Genomic DNA, 16614 nt, shown 5'->3' with positions numbered 1-16614 from the left:
ATCTTTTAAACTAATCGGAATGAACCTGCAGCAGCCCTATAGAATAAAAACCATTAAAGAATATCATAAAATACTAGGTGTAAGCAATCCTGTAAATCCTATGATTAGTGTTATAGATCTAGCTGAATTAACACCTTATAAAAGTGAGGAAAGTATCAAGGTGATCTTTGATTTTTATATCATCTCACTCAAAAAGGTGAAGGTCGGAGATGTACAGTATGGTTACGGCCAGCAACAGTATGATTTCGATGAAGGCATTTTGTTCTTTATAGCACCTAATCAGATATTTTCATTTAAAGCGGATAATGATTTTAAGAGTGCAGGAAGTATGTTGCTCATTCATCCGGATTTCCTATGGGGAAATACATTAGCTAAAACCATCAAAAAATTTGATTTCTTCAATTATGCGATAAACGAAGCTCTTTTTGTGTCCGAAAAAGAAGAGCTTATATTGAACAGTTTTATCAAAAATATTGAGCAGGAATATCATGCACACATAGATAAATTTAGTGAGTCGATTATCATTTCTCAAATTGAATCACTCCTCAATTATTCAAATCGGTTTTATATGCGTCAGTTTCTCACGCGTAAAATATCGGGAAATCAGATACTGGATAAACTGGAAAAAATTCTTGACGACTATTTTAATAATGAAGCCATTATCAATAAAGGATTGCCTACGGTACAGTACATTGCGGGACTTCTCAATTGTTCTCCAAACTATTTGAGTGGAGTTTTGAAAACCCTTACCGGTCAGAATACCCAGCAGCACATTCATGAAAAGCTCATTGAAAAAGCAAAAGAAAAACTTTCGACGACTACGCTTACTATAGGCGAAATTGCTTTTGAGCTAGGATTCGAGTACCCACAGTCTTTCAGCAAATTATTTAAAAGCAAAACCGATCTTACTCCGGTTGAGTTCCGGGCGTCTTTCAATTAATTATAAATTATCAATTACTTTATGATCGATTTTTTAACATTATTGAAATCAAGAAATGAGTGCTTATTTTATTTTGGACTATTATGTCTGTTAAGTGCAGTTTTTATACTGACGAGTTCGAAATACACTATCCAAATAAATTAAAGAAAATTTCAACCACTCCATAATTCTGTCTTTCGTCATTTAGTATAATGAGGACGGTTAAAAAAAATCCATAGTATTCTGAAAGGCCTAATAATTATCTCTTAGGCCTTTCAGAATAATAATGATTAAAACTTGACAAATTTACTGGATATAATACCAACTTCGGTATGCAGGCGGATAAAATAAGTCCCCATCAATAAGTTATTTACAGGGACAATAACATTAATTTCGTTTTCCCGGATGGCAAGCTGACGTAAGAGTGTACCATTTGCGTCTAACAAATCCACCCTGCTGGTTTTTCCAGATAAAGGAATGGTTACTGTTTCCACCGCAGGATTTGGGTAAAGATAGGGACTTAATTCTGTAGGAGGCCCGAACCTTAGGGACTTGATACCATATTTTGTAGTTTTTCCATCGTAATCAATCTGGACAAGTCTATAATAGTTTGTACCGTTTAATGGCCGATTATCGTACCAGGTATAATCTCGCCTCACCGATGAAGATCCGTTTGCTTCAATAAATCCGATCATTTTAAAGTTTTTTGCATCGGTTGAATGCTCTATCTCAAAATGGCTGTTGTCTGTTTCGGTTGCAGTTGACCATTCCAGCTTAACAGCTCCCCCTTCTACCTTTGCAAAATAACGTGCCAATGAAACCGGCAAGGCCCCCATGTTAAAAAAGGTTATCTCTCCTGAACCAAACCCCTGGGTGAAGTTATATGGTGTATTGCCAGAAGTTGTATTATTCCATTTTGCCGGATTTGTAATATCGTCTAGCCAAACTTCTTTTGTCCCGCTTGTTAAAGTAGGGTTATAGATAGTATTGGTATAACGAGTATTGTTATTTGGGTTGGTCAAAAACCCAAGTGAACAATTGGTATTTAAACTTGTGGGTAATTCACAATATGCTGGAAAAAAGTTCGTTGGTTCAATACTGTCAGGATTTGTAAACCAGCCATTTGCCACATTTGTAGAAGAGGACCATCTTAGGTTATTAAAGGCATAGATAAATGTTGGATTGCTTTGTGTGCCCTGGTATATTAATATTTGATCGCCAGTCCCTGCTGGCCATGGATTAGCAGTAAGATTGATATTAGTCCATGTGCTCGGCAGTATGGACAGTTCTGCTGAGGGAAGTGCAATACCATCACCTTTTACCCCCGATACGACCCTTGCTGCGAGGTCAATTTTAAATGTGATTACCGTACCCGCAGGTATAATTGCAGAAGGTTTCCATTGAAAGGTCCCTTCGTTGGTGTAAGTTCCTGCTAATGGTGGATTAGCGAGCGAACCTACGAAATGAGCCGAAGTTGAGCCAAATGCATTCACCCATCCGCGGTCAGTAAAATATATTACCTCATCTTTAGCAATGCTGCTTAATGCAACCACTGCGAAACTCCGTTTTGTAGATGTAGGGTCATCAAAATCACCGTTCATTCCGATAACCGCAAGATCACCCTGAGAAAGGGCTGCATTCGCATTTGATATTTTTATAAGAAAGAGGGCTGCTAATAGCACTAGGCAATAGAATTTTTTCATAAAGTACATCGTTTTAGTAGAACTTATTTTACATGAGACCTAATTTAGTTCTATAATGAGAAAGTGACTGAATTATACTTATTACAATTATTTTATTTATTCTAAAATATCTTTTTTTAATCCAAGCTCATCAATCAAATTTTGCATCTCTCTTAAATTTTAAGCAATGCGTCGCTTAAATTTGAATTCCTATATGGCTTAACATGTACAAAATTAAAATTAGGATATGCCAGGGTGGATAAGACATATGTTTTTAAATAATCTGTCTTCCAGGTATTTCCAGCTAATACCCCTTACCATGAATATTCGTTTTTCTCAGCTCTGGATCCCGGCTTAATTTCTTTTGAAGTTTTGACACAAACATCTAGAATTGCTCCATAAAAATTTTGGTGAACTGATCCCGAGAGAAACGCTGATGCAGGAAGTCTGGATCAATGAAGGGGTCTTCACCGGTCGCAGCGGGGTTAAAGTATACAAAATTGAAAATCGGATATGCACGGGTATCTACCCAGGATCAAAATTTGAAAATGCAGCTAGATGCTTTGCAAAAAGCCGGGTGTTAAAAAGTATTTCAAGAAAGGGCTTCTGGTATAAAATCCGATAGACCACAACTTGCTGCTATGCGACAAATTCTTCGCAAAGGCGATGTGATTTATATTTATAAGCTAGACCGTTAGGGACGCTCCTTAAAACATCTTTTGGAAATGACCTCTGATTTTGAAAAGCGGGGAATCGGCCTTGTTTCCATAAATGATCATATCGATACAACAACTGCCCAAGGTAGGCTCATCTTTAATTTTTGCATCCCTCACTGAATTTGAAAGAGAACTGATCAGGGAGCGGACTAAATCGAGACTAGAAGCAGCCCGTGCACGTGTGGCCGAAAAGGTGAAAGTAGCCGTGGGCTTTCAAAAGAGGCTGAGAAAAAAGCTACGTTAGCACAAACGTTGTACAATGAACGCAAGTTGGGTGTGCATGAAATCGCCGCTGATCTGGAAATCTCGAAAATGACGTTGTACAAATATCTCAGACATCGTGGAATCTTAATTAATAGCAAAACATGGTTAATAACTGTTTAGTTAAGTGTAACCGAACAGTTATTAATCCGGCAAAGAAACTGAAAACGATACTGTAAAATACCTTATCCGGTTGTTAACGAACTAAAAAGTGGTATCCTGAAAGTAACAATGAAAAATAATTTAGATCATGCTCAATGCCCTGCTATAGAAACGATAGCTATGTTCGGAGAACGGTGGACAGTGCTTATTTTGCAAGTGCTTTCCAAGCATGCAGGCGTTTTGGGGAAATTAATGTCCGGGTGCCCTCTATCTCGAGAAAAGTATTAACTGAAGAACTAAGAGAACTTGAAGCTGATGGGTTAATTAGTACGAAACAGTTCGATGATTTTCCCCCTCAGATAGAGTATGCCCTCACCGAATACGAGGAAAAACTTTGCCCATTGCTATCTTATATAGCAGCATAGAACAAAGAAAAAGTTTAGGATTTCTTTTCTATGACAAAAGCTTTCAATTCTGCAATCTTTCCATTTTCGAAGCGCCAGATGTCGCAATAATCATAGTGGTTATAGGTTCCATTTGCAGCCTTCAAGGTAATTTCCCCCGTCACGGTTACATAATCACCTTCCTCAATGGTCATTTCGACGGTAAATACGGGCGGTTCGAAATAGAATTCCTGCATATACGCTCGTACTTTATCTTTACCCTCAAGGATACGTTCGCCTACAAAAAACCATTTGGTATTCTGTGTACAATAGGCTAGAAAACTTTCATAGTTTCCCTTTTTAACGAATTCGTTGGCTTTGTGTAATATCGTTGCGTTTTCCATTTTTGTTCGTTTTTTGATCTGAATCGATTTAGTAGTGCTTGCATCCGGTGTGCTTCCATATGATTCTATCGGTAAGCGCTCTTCGTTATAAATTACCTTCTCAGCACCGGAGTTATAACGATCAATGGGTGGTATATTGCCGTCCCATTTTCTCATCTTTTGAGAATTTAGAACAGGCTGAAATGTGTTTAGATTAGGAAGGTAACTTATCGGGTGTGCCATGATTTCGCTACCAACTGACAGTAAGATGGAAGTTGCTAATGTTAGTTTTTTCACGTTATTATTTTAATGATTAAGTTCTACAAACTTTCCAGCGTTTCTTCAATTATTTCGATGTCAAATTCTTTTAATCGTTTGCTGATATGATCAGTTGTGACAATCGTTTCCGGAAGATACAAACCGCCGATCTTTTGTTCAGATTGTCCATTCAGGCCCAATATCTTTTCTGTGATTAAATATACGCCCACAGCTGTGAGATGGGAATTTCCTTTTGTGCCGGATACGATCGTGCTGAGTTTTCTTTTTTCGCCGGATGGTAGGGTGCCAATAATAGTAATGTATAAGTCATGGGAAGCTTCCAGTCCCTTACTGGTCCCTATAGATTCCCCTGTAATAAAGTCGAACCGAATATTTTTCGCACCCGTAAAAGCGGCTATACTCGGAACATCCAGCGTGCTGAGTGGGTAACCTATTGCTGATGAATGATTGTACAAATCAATAGTTCTCGGGTTTTCTTTTGCCTGTAGTGATAGCCAATTTCCCCCCTTGCGAATGAGCGCCTCACCAACAAAACCACTAACTTCGTTTGCAACCAGCGGCCCTACGCTATCCTTTGGGTCATATAATCCTGCAAGTTCGATAGTTTCTATTTTACTGAATTTATTCGCTTGTTGTCTGACCATAAGGGTTAATATTCCCGCTTGCCAATGACCTGCGTATACAACAGGTGCAACAATCGTTTTGTGAAGGCCCAAAAATGCTGTGGGCGAGATTTGATCCGCTAATTCGCTTACCGCAATACATGCAATACCATTTAAGATAGCAGTTTCTCTCAATATATTACTGTGATCATCCACCGCTGATATAATCAGGTCAATTTTCTTAAAATCACTTAGTTCGAAGCCTTCTTCGAGATTGACATAAGCAGTTTCTGAATGATTTAATTCCTTAGCCAAAGGTATTCCGTTCTGTGGATTTCTACCTGCAAGAACAAGTTCAATATTCTTATCAGCTTGTCTGATTAGTCGTGCGATGTTACTTCCAACCATTCCATAACCGCCCACAATTAAGATTCGTTTTTCCTGTGATTCCATATTAAAATTTTTAAATTATGTAACTTCTATTTTGCAATCTTACACCAAGAGCGATTTTGCTTTCAGACGTGCCCCAGTCAACTCTTGTCTTTAGGACAAAGGTAAGGCTGCACATAAACTTTTGTATATTGCCCGCTAATTGTTAGGTACTATAAATAATGTAAGTAATGGGCGAGATCAAACAAACATCAACCAACTTCTCAAACAAGCTTGCGCTGAGCGATGAATGTTCGGAAGCATATGCATCAAATATCATCGGCGGACAATGGACATTGGTAATATGTTCGTGGCTGTTAAGTGGGAAACTAAGATTTGGAGAACTAAAGAAAAAATTACCTGGTATTACCGAAAGGATGTTGACCTTGCAGCTGCGTAAGCTCGAAGAGAATAAAATAATCATAAGGACTGTTTATGCAGAAGTACCACCGCGGGTAGAGTATGAGCTTACAGAAATTGGATACGCCTTAAAACCGGTCATCAAGGAGTTGGAAGATTGGGGGGGGCGTCATAAAAAGTTGACGAGTATATAACTTGAAATTTATTGACCAATCCTATTATTTCCTGTCAGCTAATGTGGCACTTATTCTAATTATTTCAAAAACTACATTATTGGTTATGCCAGTATGAAAAAGTTTACCGCCCCACAGATTAAACCAAATATAATAAGGACTTCAATATCGAAACTTAATATTGCGAGTTGAAGATTTGGTAAATAATATCAGTTGCAGAAATAAATTATCATATACATCTGTTTGACAAATACATTTACAATATGAAAGTGACTAAGTTTTTATTCTACTTTCTAATTATTTATCAGCCATGAACATTCGATTGCTTATCATATGCTGCGTCTTTGCAATGGATGCTCCGGCACAAAATCTGGAAACTCCTTTTCAAACATGCCATGTCAATGGAAGCACTACCATTTACGATTATAACAGCCATAAATGGACTGTCACGGATGAAGTTGATTCGCATCGAGGTAGTCAGCCGGCTTCCACTTTTAAAATAATCAATCTATTAATTGCGCTCGAAACAGGTATAATTAAAGATGAAAACGCCATCATCAAGTGGCCCGGCACAACGGATACCACCTTATATGGCTATCGTCCGGATATTTACCGGGACATTTCTGTAAAGGAAGCATTTGAATTATCCGCCGGATGGGCCTTCATTGAGCTGGCTAAACAAGTGGGCCGTAAAAAATATAAAACATATCTACAAAGATCAAACTATGGGAATGGAGACCTCTCAGAAAAAGGTGATGATTTCTGGAATTTTGGAAATTTCCATGTATCACCTCGCAACCAGATCGAGTTTTTGATCAGTGTATATGACAATAAGACTATTTTTTCAAAACAGAATATCGCTATTTTAAAAAAAGTGATGGTTACAGAGAAAACGACCGACCATACGCTCAGGTCTAAAACAGGATGGACCCGGGTGGAAGGAAATGATATTGGCTGGTGGGTTGGTTATCTGGAATCAAAAGGAAATGTATATTTTTTTGCTACCCGGATTACCAAACAACGATCGGTACCAAACCCTGGCTTTGGAGAATGTCGTAAGACAATTACCAGAGAATTTTTAAGGCAAATAAATGCTTTGTAACTATGGAAACTTTACTGAAAAGAATGATTGTAAGATTGATGATAATATCAATTTAGTATTCAGTACATATGAAATTGAAAAATCTGCGTTGCTTATATAGTAATGTTTTTTGTATTCTTTCTATCCTGTAAAAAAGAAGAAGAGCTGCCAATTCCTTCAAAAGTTCTTGCGCTTTCCATCAAACCTTCACAAGTCAATCTGGCAAAGGATGAGCCCTTCGGCAAGCGATTAGAACTTACCTTTCATAACAATGAGCCCGCAGAAAACCTGTCGGTCATATAAAGCTGTGAAAACCCCAGGATTGCCGATGTAAATATAGATGGTGTAGTGTGCCAAAAGGTGCAGGTGAAACCTATATAGATGCCCGGTAGCCTACTGCCTTCTTTACTTTAAACCGTTTCTATTTCACTTATCCAAACTCTGTTATAATTTTGCGGGCTGATAACCAATTTAAATTATGACAAAGGCAGACACCGTTCAAAAAATTACAGAAAAAACAGGTATCGAAAAAGAGGCTGTTGAAAAAATATTGGAATCGTTTTTTGTAACGATTAAAGACTCAATGACAGGCGGCGAAAATATCTATTTCCGCGGCTTTGGAAGTTTTACCAATAAAAAAAGAGCCCAAAAAACGGCAAGAAATATTTCAAAGAATACTTCGATGACTGTACCCGCGCAAATAATTCCTCATTTTAAACCTTCCGAAGAGTTTGTAAAGCTGGTTAAAGAAGCAGGTCTTACAAAAGTTTAACGTTATAGATACAAAACTTAAAAAAGGAAGCCTTGGCGGTAACGTTCAGGGCTTTTTTTGATAAAAAGTCAATGGTATAATACTGATAACGAATAACTTATTTAAAAATACTAAGGTAGCAAAAAGGTATTTAAGAAGTTGTACCCTTTTGCTACCTTAGGTCTGTTTCGGACTATTCTAACCACCCGTAGTGCTGCTGCCGGCGTCCCAATTTTACATTTTCCCTCAGGCCGTAAGCCAAGATTCTGGAAGGGTACAACATAAGTTGGACTTTATTGCTACCCTATCTGCCTATTTACTTTGTGACATCATTACAACAAGCCGCGCCGCTTTCCGGGCCAATTGCCTTGACCTAAGAAAGGAAACCAGCGGCGCAGGCAGGTCAGACCATCCAGTAAACCAGATGTATTATGTTCACTACAAATCCATGGGTAACCTACATTTCAGTAGCCGGCCCGCTGCTTGCCGGCTACTACCTTTTAATCGGGATAATTTTTTACCGGCACAGTCTGAAAGCCAGAGTCCATAGCTGGCGAAGCCCGCCAGTCTCAGTCAGCGAATTTACACAAGCCGGACAGGCCGAGGATCACAGCCAAAAGCGCAGCCAGCAGCCGGAAAGTGAACTGACTGGTCTGAACGAATATCAACAGGAAGATGATTACCCTTTGGAGGCTTCATGGGAAAACGAACCGATGATGCTTCAGCTCGAAGAGCTCTCGCTTCATTTAAAACAAACGATCCGGGAAGTTTATGAAAAAGATTATGACAAGGAGGAATTCATACTTCTTACCCAGATGACATTAAAAGAATATCCCGCCATATATGGCACACCGTTCCAGCTTTCGATTAACCATTTAATTGAAGCGGAACTGGAAAAATACGGCTCCATCCACCTGGACAGTGAAGACAGGATGAGGATTTGGAATCAGGCGGACTGATGGAGCAGTTGCTCAAGACTTGCTTCCCGCGCCATGCGGGAAGCTCTCTTAGGGCTCTTGTGAAATAGCATTTCATGTTCAACTTAAACAGATAGAGGAGATGAGAATCAGGAGTATATTTAAAAGCAGACAGTGGCTGCTTACCGGGAGCATTATGCTTGGCGCAATCATTTCAAAGGCGCAGGATGGAGCTGCCGGGATTTCTGAAGCCGACAGTCAGGTTAGGTCTTACTTTGAGCCGGGAACCAACCTGATGTATGCGATCGGTGCTGTTTTGGGCCTTGTGGGCGCTGTCAAGGTATTTCAAAAGTGGAATGCGGGTGATCAGGATACAAATAAGGTCGCCGCAGCATGGTTTGGAAGCTGCATCTTTCTGGTTGTGGTTGCCACTGTGCTTCAATCTTTTTTCGGCGTGTAGATCCGCCTATCCGCCGTTTTTAAAATCCATACGGGTCTGAGCTGCGCTTAGTGGATGCAGAAGATCAAAAGGCTTGTAAGAAACAGCTTTAATGGCTACTATGGCCAAAGCAAACCATCAATGGCCGCAGCAACACTTTTATAATGCAGCCGGCAACAGGCTTAATCCTGCCGGCTGTAATTTAAACCCACACACCGCAGTACATTCTAAATTAAAGACTATGGAAGAGCTACTAGTGGCAGATTGCCATCCTTACCTTTACCTTGATAATCCGGAAATACTTTTAAAGGATTCACAGGTCTTCTACCGGCCTGGCAGTTTGAATAACAAAGTAAAAAAAGCCTGTGGAAGAATCAGGAAAATGATCGCTTCGGGCCTCTCATCAGATGAGGTTATCGATCAGAGCGTCGAGCTGATCACAGCCGAACTCAGGCCTTCACGCTTTGGCTATGTTTGCGCGGTCATAGCCAGCGAGTTTCCAAAAACTTTTTTAGGATGGGTCAAGGCCAATGCACTGAAAGATCAGGTGCTCGATGTTGTAAGCGGCTGTGAGCCTATGTTCACCCTTCTTAGGTTTAGTGCCCGCACCGCTGAGCAGCACAGCATCTACATGACAGTTACAAACTTTATCGGCCATTATCTAAAAAGAAAAAGGGAAGAATCGGATCGTGAGCTGCTATCCGCTGAAATGAATAAACCAGCCGCTCGGGGTTTAGTTGCTGCCTCAGATGCAAACGCTTTTCAAGTGGAGCCAGCTGTCGTAAAAAGCGGGCTTTTTAAAACGGATGCTTTAATTATCCGGCCAGTTCTCAAAGAAGTGTCCCCGGCTGCGGCCGTGGCCCTACCTTGCCCGGTAGAAGGCCCCCCCGCGCCAGCACGGACAGTAGATTATTTCAAAAGCGAGCTGCTGGAGGATTCAGCCGGCATGCTCTATCAGTTGAAAGCGCCGCAGCGCGTTTCAGCTGATAATACAGAAACCCTAAAACAAACACACCTGATGGCCAGTAAACAATATTCAATCAACAAGGGAATCAACAAAAGCCTTGTCTTTAAAGGTCTTAGGGCACAATACATTGGCTACATGGGGCTTGGGCTTTTAATTGATCTTCTTTTTTACGCTGTGCTTTATATGCTTAGGGTCAATACCTACACTACGCTGCTTCTGACAGTCACACTGGGCGCTTTAATTACCGCTATCGTCTATCATCTGAATGCCACATACGGCGAGCATGGGCTGAGCAAGACCCTTGCTAAAAGAAAAACACCAAAAATAATCCGGTCATTTTCCAGAAGAATATTCAGGTAACAAGACCGCGCAAGGAACCTGTCTGAATCCTAAGTCCAATAACAAAATGGAAAAGCTACTCGAAGATTTGCTGCCGATCCTGGAAGTATCCGGTGGATGCCTGCTTTCCAAGCAGGGTGATGTAACCCTTGGATTTCAGCTTCAGCTGCCCGAGATTTTCACCCTCTCAGAGCAGCAGTATGAAGCCTTTCATCAAAGCTGGGTAAAGGCCCTAAAAATGCTTCCGGTCGGAAGTGTGTTTCACAAACAGGACTACTTTTTAAAAAGCACCTACAAGGCTGATTTCAGTAGGGACGACACCAGTTTTCTGACCCATTGCTCCGAGCGATTCTTTAACGAGCGGCCCTTTCTTGATCACCGCTGCTATGTATTTATCACCAAAAAGCCCACTGACAGAAAACCTTCCAGTTCAATTCTCTCAAATCTTTTACGGCCAAGCCTTTTTCCCAAAGAAAGCCTCGATGAGCAGGCCCTGCAGGAATTTCGCGGCAGCGCCGGCCAGTTCAAAAGGATCATGGAGGATTCAGGGTTTGTCAAGATGCGTCCGCTGGAAGATCAGGAGCTTTTAAGCACAGCGGCCAAACAGGGGCTTTTGGAACAGTACCTTTATTTATCCGAGAACAGCGGATCTAAGCTGATGCGCGACATTCATTTTGATAAAGGTATCAGGATCGGGGACCAGTACTGTCAGCTATTTACGCTGGCTGACGCGGCGGATCTACCCGGGGTTTGCAGCGCTTCGATCCCTTACGAGAAATATTCCAGTGAGCGCACCAAGTTTAGCACCGGATTTGCAAGCAGTCTTGGCCAGCTCTTATCCTGCAACCACATTTATAACCAGTTCATTTTTATCGAGGATCCTGATAAAGCCTTAAAGCGGCTGGAAAGCAAAAGGCTTCGGCTGCAATCACTGTCGCTGCACGCGCGCGAGAACCACCTGGCACTTGATGCGACCAATGAATTTTTAAATGAAGCGATCAAAGAGCAGCGAATGCCGGTGAAAGCACATTTTAATCTGATGGTATGGAGCGATGATCTTTCACAGATGAAGGAAATCAAAAACATGACCACATCGGCCCTTGCCCAGATTGATGCTGCCGCCCGGCAGGAGATCACCGGAGCTGCCCAGATCTTCTGGGGTGCGATGCCTGGCAACCAGGCTGATTTTCCCATGAACGAGACCTTTGATACCTTCACAGAACAGGCCGCCTGTTTTCTGAATCTGGAAACCAGCTACCGCTCTTCTCTGAGCCCGGTCGGCATCAGGCTTGGTGACCGGCTGAGCGGAAGGCCCATGCACGTGGATATTTCCGATGAACCGATCCAGATGGGGATCTGCACGAATAGAAACAAGTTTATTTTAGGACCATCCGGCTCTGGCAAAAGCTTTTTTACCAACCATATGGTCAGAAGCTACTTTGAGACAGGCGCCCATATCGTGCTGGTCGATGTGGGTCACAGCTACAAGGGACTTTGTGATATGGTGGGCGGTTACTATTTTACCTATGAAGAAAAAAGCCCCATCGAGTTTAATCCGTTCTACGTGCCGAAGGGAGAGCAGCTTGACACCGAAAAAAAAGAAAGTATCAAAACCCTTCTTTTGTCTCTTTGGAAAAAAGACGATGAGACCTTTACGCGCAGTGAGTATGTGGCTCTTTCCAATGCACTGACCCTGTATTTTTCACACCTGGATCAAAACCCGGACATCTTTGCCTGTTTTAACAGTTTCTATGAATTTTTAAAATTGGATTTTACCCGCATCATCCAGGCTGATAATGTAAAAGAAAAGGACTTTGACATCCACAACTTTCTGTACGTTTTGATGCCCTATTACCGTGGCGGAGAGTTTGACTACCTTTTGAACGCGAAAAGGAATCTGGATCTTCTGCACCAGCGCTTTATTGTCTTTGAGCTCGATAATGTGAAGGAGCACCCCATCCTTTTTCCCATCGTCACCATCATCATCATGGAGCTTTTTATCAGCAAGATGAGAAAGCTCGAAGGGACAAGAAAGGTCCTTCTGATCGAAGAAGCCTGGAAAGCAATCGCTAAAGAAGGAATGGACGAATACATAAAATACATCTTTAAAACGGTAAGAAAATATTTTGGAGAGGCCATCGTGGTTACCCAGGAGATTGAAGATATTATCTCCTCCCCTGTGGTCAAACAGGCGATTATCAACAACTCAGACTGCAAGATTCTTTTGGACCAGTCCAAGTACCAAAACAAGTTTGACCAGATCCAGGACCTATTAGGGCTGACTGAGAAGGAAAAGGCCCAGGTGCTTTCCGTCAATAAGGCCAACGATCCGCTAAGAAAGTATAAGGAAGTTTTCATCAGTCTGGGCGGTGTTCTTTCCAAAGTATACCGCACTGAGGTGAGCCCTGAGGAGTATTTATCCTACACCACAGAGCAGACAGAAAAAGTCAAGGTTAACCAGTATGCCAGAAAATACGGGAGCATAAAAAAAGGCATTCAGGTGCTGGCTCAGGAAATGCTGGCCGCGGCACGCCAATAAAAATTTTCAACCATGTTAAAAAAAATCCTATTGCTGCTGATGGTCTCTTTTGCCACCATCGCCCCGGCAGGCAGCGCACAGGCCGCTATTCCCTGGGCACAGATTATTAAAGAAGCGATCAAAAGGGTCGTTAAAGCGGTTGATCTTCTGATTCAAAGAAGACAAAATGCGGTCATTAAACTCCAGAATGCCCAGAAAGAACTTGAAAATACGATGGCTAAATTAAAGCTCGATCAGATCACAGACTGGGTCAAAAAGCAGCGGGATCTATATAAGGAGTATTACGACGAGCTTAAAAAAGTAAAGGCGGTAATCGCTTACTATTTCAGGGTTAAAGAGATCGCCCAAAAGCAGGTTTTGATCCTGGATGAATACCAGAAGGCCTGGAATCTGTTTCAAAAAGACAAGCACTTTTCGGCCGCCGAGCTTTATTACATGCAGAAGGTCTATGAAGGGATGCTGGATGAAACTTCTAAAAATGCAGATCTTCTCAACCTGGTAGTCAAATCGTTTTCCACCCAGATGTCCGATGCGAAAAGGCTGGAAATTATCGGCCGGGCAGCTACCCAGGTCGATAAAGTGTATGATGAGCTCAGCAGCTTTAACCATGAAAACAAAGTTCTGAGCCTTTCGCGTGCGAATAGCGAGTTTGACGCAAAGCTCGTCAAGGAGCTTTACGGAATCCAGTAAAAAAGCAGAAGCGATGAAAAAGACCTTCTTAACCATTTTGATTCTGGTGCTTACGACAAACCTATCTTTTTGCCAGAAGCTAAAAGAATGGATTCAGCAAAGCAAAACCCAGAAAGAGTATCTGATCGAGCAGATCGCCCAGCTTAAAATTTATCTGGAGCTCACAGAGAAAGGCTATAAGATTGCCAAGGAAGGGCTCACTACAATTGGTGAGATCAAAAGCGACGAATTCAAACTTCATAAAAACCACTTCGATTCGCTTCTGGTTGTCAATCCAAGGATTGGATCATCCAGCCGGCTGAAGCAGATCACTGACCTTCATGGCCAGGTCAATAAGACCTGCGCGCTGCTGCCAGCCCAGCTTGCGCCTTCTTTTAACGCAGCTCAGATGGATTATATCAAAAGCGTTTTAAAACTGGTTTATGATGACTGCCAGTCGGTGCTATCGAGTCTTTTTCTTGTGATCCGTGATGGCAATCTTTCCATGACAGATGATGAGCGCATAGCGCGCATTGAGCTCTGCCTCAGGCAGATGAAGAATAATTACAGCTTTGTAAAAAACTTCGATCAAAGAACAAGGCTTCTGGCTTTACAGATCCAAAGCGAGCAGGCCCAGATCAACACGGACAAAAGCATTCACGGTTTAAAGTAGGAAACAATGAAAAAACTGATTCTTCTTTTCTTTTTGTCTGCGCTTGCACCGGCTGCAAAAGCGCAGACTGCCGAGGTCACACAGCTGATCCTGAACATTGAAAAATTAAACCAGCTTCGAAAAATCTTAAAAGAACTTAAAGCGGGTTATGAGATCCTTTTTAACGGGTACAACACCATCAAGGATCTTTCCGAAGGAAATTTCAAGCTGCATGAAGCGTTTCTGGACGGGCTCTTACAAGTGAGCCCGGCTGTTAAAAACTATGCACGCGTTAAAGATATCGTCCAGGCGCAGCTTGCGATCATCAAGGAAGCCGGCCAGGCAAGGCAGCGCTTACTTTCTTCGGGTCAGTTTTCAAAAGATGAGCTTGATTACGCCGGCAAAGTCTATGATCAGCTCTCAGCCGCCAGTCTGAAAAATCTAGACGCACTTACCACGGTTGTGACCGCTAAAAAGCTGCGGGCCTCAGATGATGAAAGGCTTAGGATCATTGATAAGCTTTATGAAGAAATTACAGATCAGCTTTCCTTTCTCAGACACTTTAACGGAAGCGCCTCCGTGCTGGCAGCGCAGAGAGAAAACGAGCTTTCCGATACAAAAATGCTACAAGAGCTCTACGAGCTTCAACCCTAAACAGCTAAACCCAATGAAAATAAGGTTTTTAAGGGTCACATGCTATGTGACCGTAGCGGCGCTCTTGCCCAGCCTGAGCCAGGCACAGGGATTCTCAGAGCAGGTCCGCGGGCTGAACGGGGTCCTTGATACGCTGTATTCGGAGATGCTTCCGCTCTGCGCAAAGCTTATAAGCGTCGGCCGCGGCATCGCAGGCTTTGCAGCCATCTTCTACATCGCATCGCGGGTCTGGCGGCATCTGGCCAACGCTGAGCCCATCGACTTTTACCCGCTTTTCCGCCCCTTTGTGCTGGGCTTTGCCATCTTTATTTTCCCTTCTGTGATCGCGCTTATGAATGCGGTGCTTTCCCCCACAGTGCGCGGCACCGCAGGCATGGTCCAGGATTCAGACAAAGCCATTGCGCTGCTACTGAAAAAGAAAGAGGATGCGGTCAAATCTTCAAAGTTCTGGGAGATGTATGTGGGTGATGATCTGAAAGGGTCCCGCGAGAAGTGGCTCAAATACACCTACGGGGACAGCTACTCAGAAGGCTTCACAGACGGGATCTCCAATGACATCAAATTCTACATGGCCAAACAAAGCTACAATTTCAGAAACTCGGTCAAGGCAGCGCTCAGCGAGGTGCTGCGGGTGGTTTTCGAATCAGCGGCCCTTTGCATTAACACAATACGCACCTTTCATCTGATCGTTTTGGCTGTGATCGGTCCAATCGCTTTTGGCATCGCTGTCTTTGACGGGTTTCAGCATACGCTGACTGCGTGGATCGCACGCTATATCAACATTTACCTTTGGCTTCCGGTTGCCAACATCTTTGGTGCGATCATTGGCAAGATCCAGGAGAAGATGATCGCCTTGGACATCCGGCAGGTGCAGGAAAATGGCGATACCTTTTTTAACGCGCACGATATGGCGTATCTGATCTGTGCGCCCGTAAAGGTTGTATAATAAATGTGTCTTTGGCAAGACACTAGGCAAGTATTCCGATAGCCTATCATCAGCCAACTTATCTGAAAGGGAAACTGGACAGGGAGTGTAGCATGTTGGAAAAGCCATAAGTCAGAAAGTTATCATTCTGCGACTGAATGGCAAGATGAAATGATAGATATGAGGATAAAGTCCGAATTGATTGAATGGCAGTCCGAGCGGTCGGCGTAGGGACTCTGACGTAAGGTAACTAAACTCGTCAGATTACGATACTCCGCTAACGAAAATTAGTAGCAGGAGCAGGAATAAATCGTAGCGCGACCATGGTAAATGGTAAAGGACGGAAACCATATCCGACAATCTATCGAGCCATAGTTATTATACAGCTAAAC

The 16614-nt window shown here is 42.4% G+C and carries 17 protein-coding genes and 1 pseudogene; 15 read left to right on the top strand and 3 right to left on the bottom strand.

Features of this window, described 5'->3' with window-relative positions; genetic code table 11:
* Positions 1-19: 19 nt before the first annotated feature.
* Complete coding sequence (locus IEE83_RS09305; RefSeq protein ID WP_194120314.1) at positions 20-940, top strand: helix-turn-helix domain-containing protein; 921 nt, start codon at positions 20-22, stop codon at positions 938-940.
* A 269-nt stretch (positions 941-1209) separates the two neighbouring features.
* Here IEE83_RS09305 and IEE83_RS09300 read toward each other — a convergent pair whose 3' ends face one another.
* Entirely contained in the window at positions 1210-2622 is a 1413-nt protein-coding gene (locus IEE83_RS09300) for a T9SS type A sorting domain-containing protein (protein ID WP_194120313.1), read from the bottom strand.
* A gap of 434 nt (positions 2623-3056) precedes the next feature.
* Here IEE83_RS09300 and IEE83_RS33420 point away from each other — a divergent pair.
* Both IEE83_RS33420 and IEE83_RS33555 read left to right on the top strand, forming a co-directional pair.
* Positions 3057-3437, top strand: a pseudogene (locus IEE83_RS33420) (recombinase family protein).
* A 398-nt stretch (positions 3438-3835) separates the two neighbouring features.
* Complete coding sequence (locus IEE83_RS33555) at positions 3836-4105, top strand: winged helix-turn-helix transcriptional regulator (protein WP_369009344.1); 270 nt, start codon at positions 3836-3838, stop codon at positions 4103-4105.
* A 14-nt stretch (positions 4106-4119) separates the two neighbouring features.
* On the opposite strand, the gene IEE83_RS09285 is transcribed toward IEE83_RS33555, so the two are convergent.
* Both IEE83_RS09285 and IEE83_RS09280 read right to left on the bottom strand, forming a co-directional pair.
* On the bottom strand, positions 4120-4623 hold the full coding sequence (locus IEE83_RS09285) for a nuclear transport factor 2 family protein (protein ID WP_228101745.1): 504 nt from the start codon (positions 4621-4623) through the stop codon (positions 4120-4122).
* 143 nt (positions 4624-4766) lie between these two features.
* Positions 4767-5780, bottom strand: coding sequence for a Rossmann-fold NAD(P)-binding domain-containing protein (locus tag IEE83_RS09280; RefSeq protein ID WP_194120312.1), 1014 nt, complete (start codon positions 5778-5780; stop codon positions 4767-4769).
* Between the two features lie 167 nt (positions 5781-5947).
* Here IEE83_RS09280 and IEE83_RS09275 point away from each other — a divergent pair, with 167 nt between their 5' ends.
* The 12 genes from IEE83_RS09275 to traJ all read left to right on the top strand — a co-directional run bounded on the left by IEE83_RS09275 (position 5948) and on the right by traJ (position 16243).
* Positions 5948-6310: a winged helix-turn-helix transcriptional regulator gene (locus IEE83_RS09275; protein ID WP_194120311.1), complete on the top strand. Its 363-nt coding sequence runs from the start codon at positions 5948-5950 to the stop codon at positions 6308-6310.
* A gap of 289 nt (positions 6311-6599) precedes the next feature.
* Positions 6600-7391, top strand: coding sequence for a penicillin-binding transpeptidase domain-containing protein (locus IEE83_RS09270; protein ID WP_194120310.1), 792 nt, complete (start codon positions 6600-6602; stop codon positions 7389-7391).
* Between the two features lie 102 nt (positions 7392-7493).
* Positions 7494-7673, top strand: a complete 180-nt coding sequence (locus tag IEE83_RS09265; RefSeq protein ID WP_194120309.1) for a hypothetical protein — start codon at positions 7494-7496, stop codon at positions 7671-7673.
* 175 nt (positions 7674-7848) lie between these two features.
* Positions 7849-8142, top strand: coding sequence for an HU family DNA-binding protein (locus tag IEE83_RS09260; RefSeq protein ID WP_194120308.1), 294 nt, complete (start codon positions 7849-7851; stop codon positions 8140-8142).
* A gap of 410 nt (positions 8143-8552) precedes the next feature.
* On the top strand, positions 8553-9080 hold the full coding sequence (locus IEE83_RS09255) for a hypothetical protein (RefSeq protein ID WP_194120307.1): 528 nt from the start codon (positions 8553-8555) through the stop codon (positions 9078-9080).
* 154 nt (positions 9081-9234) lie between these two features.
* Positions 9235-9498 (top strand): DUF4134 domain-containing protein, encoded by a 264-nt coding sequence (locus IEE83_RS09250; protein ID WP_228102014.1) that lies wholly within the window; start codon positions 9235-9237, stop codon positions 9496-9498.
* Positions 9499-9598: 100 nt separating this feature from the next.
* Positions 9599-10804: a DUF4133 domain-containing protein gene (locus IEE83_RS32895; protein WP_228101744.1), complete on the top strand. Its 1206-nt coding sequence runs from the start codon at positions 9599-9601 to the stop codon at positions 10802-10804.
* 46 nt (positions 10805-10850) lie between these two features.
* Positions 10851-13322, top strand: a complete 2472-nt coding sequence (locus IEE83_RS09240) for a TraG family conjugative transposon ATPase (protein WP_194120305.1) — start codon at positions 10851-10853, stop codon at positions 13320-13322.
* Positions 13323-13334: 12 nt separating this feature from the next.
* Entirely contained in the window at positions 13335-14012 is a 678-nt protein-coding gene (locus IEE83_RS09235) for a conjugal transfer protein TraI (protein WP_194120304.1), read from the top strand.
* A gap of 13 nt (positions 14013-14025) precedes the next feature.
* A complete protein-coding gene (locus IEE83_RS09230) occupies positions 14026-14664 on the top strand; it encodes a hypothetical protein (RefSeq protein WP_194120303.1) in 639 nt (212 codons plus the stop codon).
* A 6-nt stretch (positions 14665-14670) separates the two neighbouring features.
* Complete coding sequence (locus IEE83_RS09225; protein WP_194120302.1) at positions 14671-15297, top strand: TerB family tellurite resistance protein; 627 nt, start codon at positions 14671-14673, stop codon at positions 15295-15297.
* Between the two features lie 13 nt (positions 15298-15310).
* Positions 15311-16243 (top strand): conjugative transposon protein TraJ, encoded by a 933-nt coding sequence (gene traJ / locus IEE83_RS09220; RefSeq protein ID WP_194120301.1) that lies wholly within the window; start codon positions 15311-15313, stop codon positions 16241-16243.
* Positions 16244-16614 lie beyond the last annotated feature (371 nt).

This window comes from Dyadobacter subterraneus (assembly GCF_015221875.1).
GTDB lineage: Bacteria > Bacteroidota > Bacteroidia > Cytophagales > Spirosomataceae > Dyadobacter > Dyadobacter subterraneus.
Note: the sequence above shows the minus strand (reverse complement) of the source record. Positions and strands in the feature narration are given on the sequence as shown.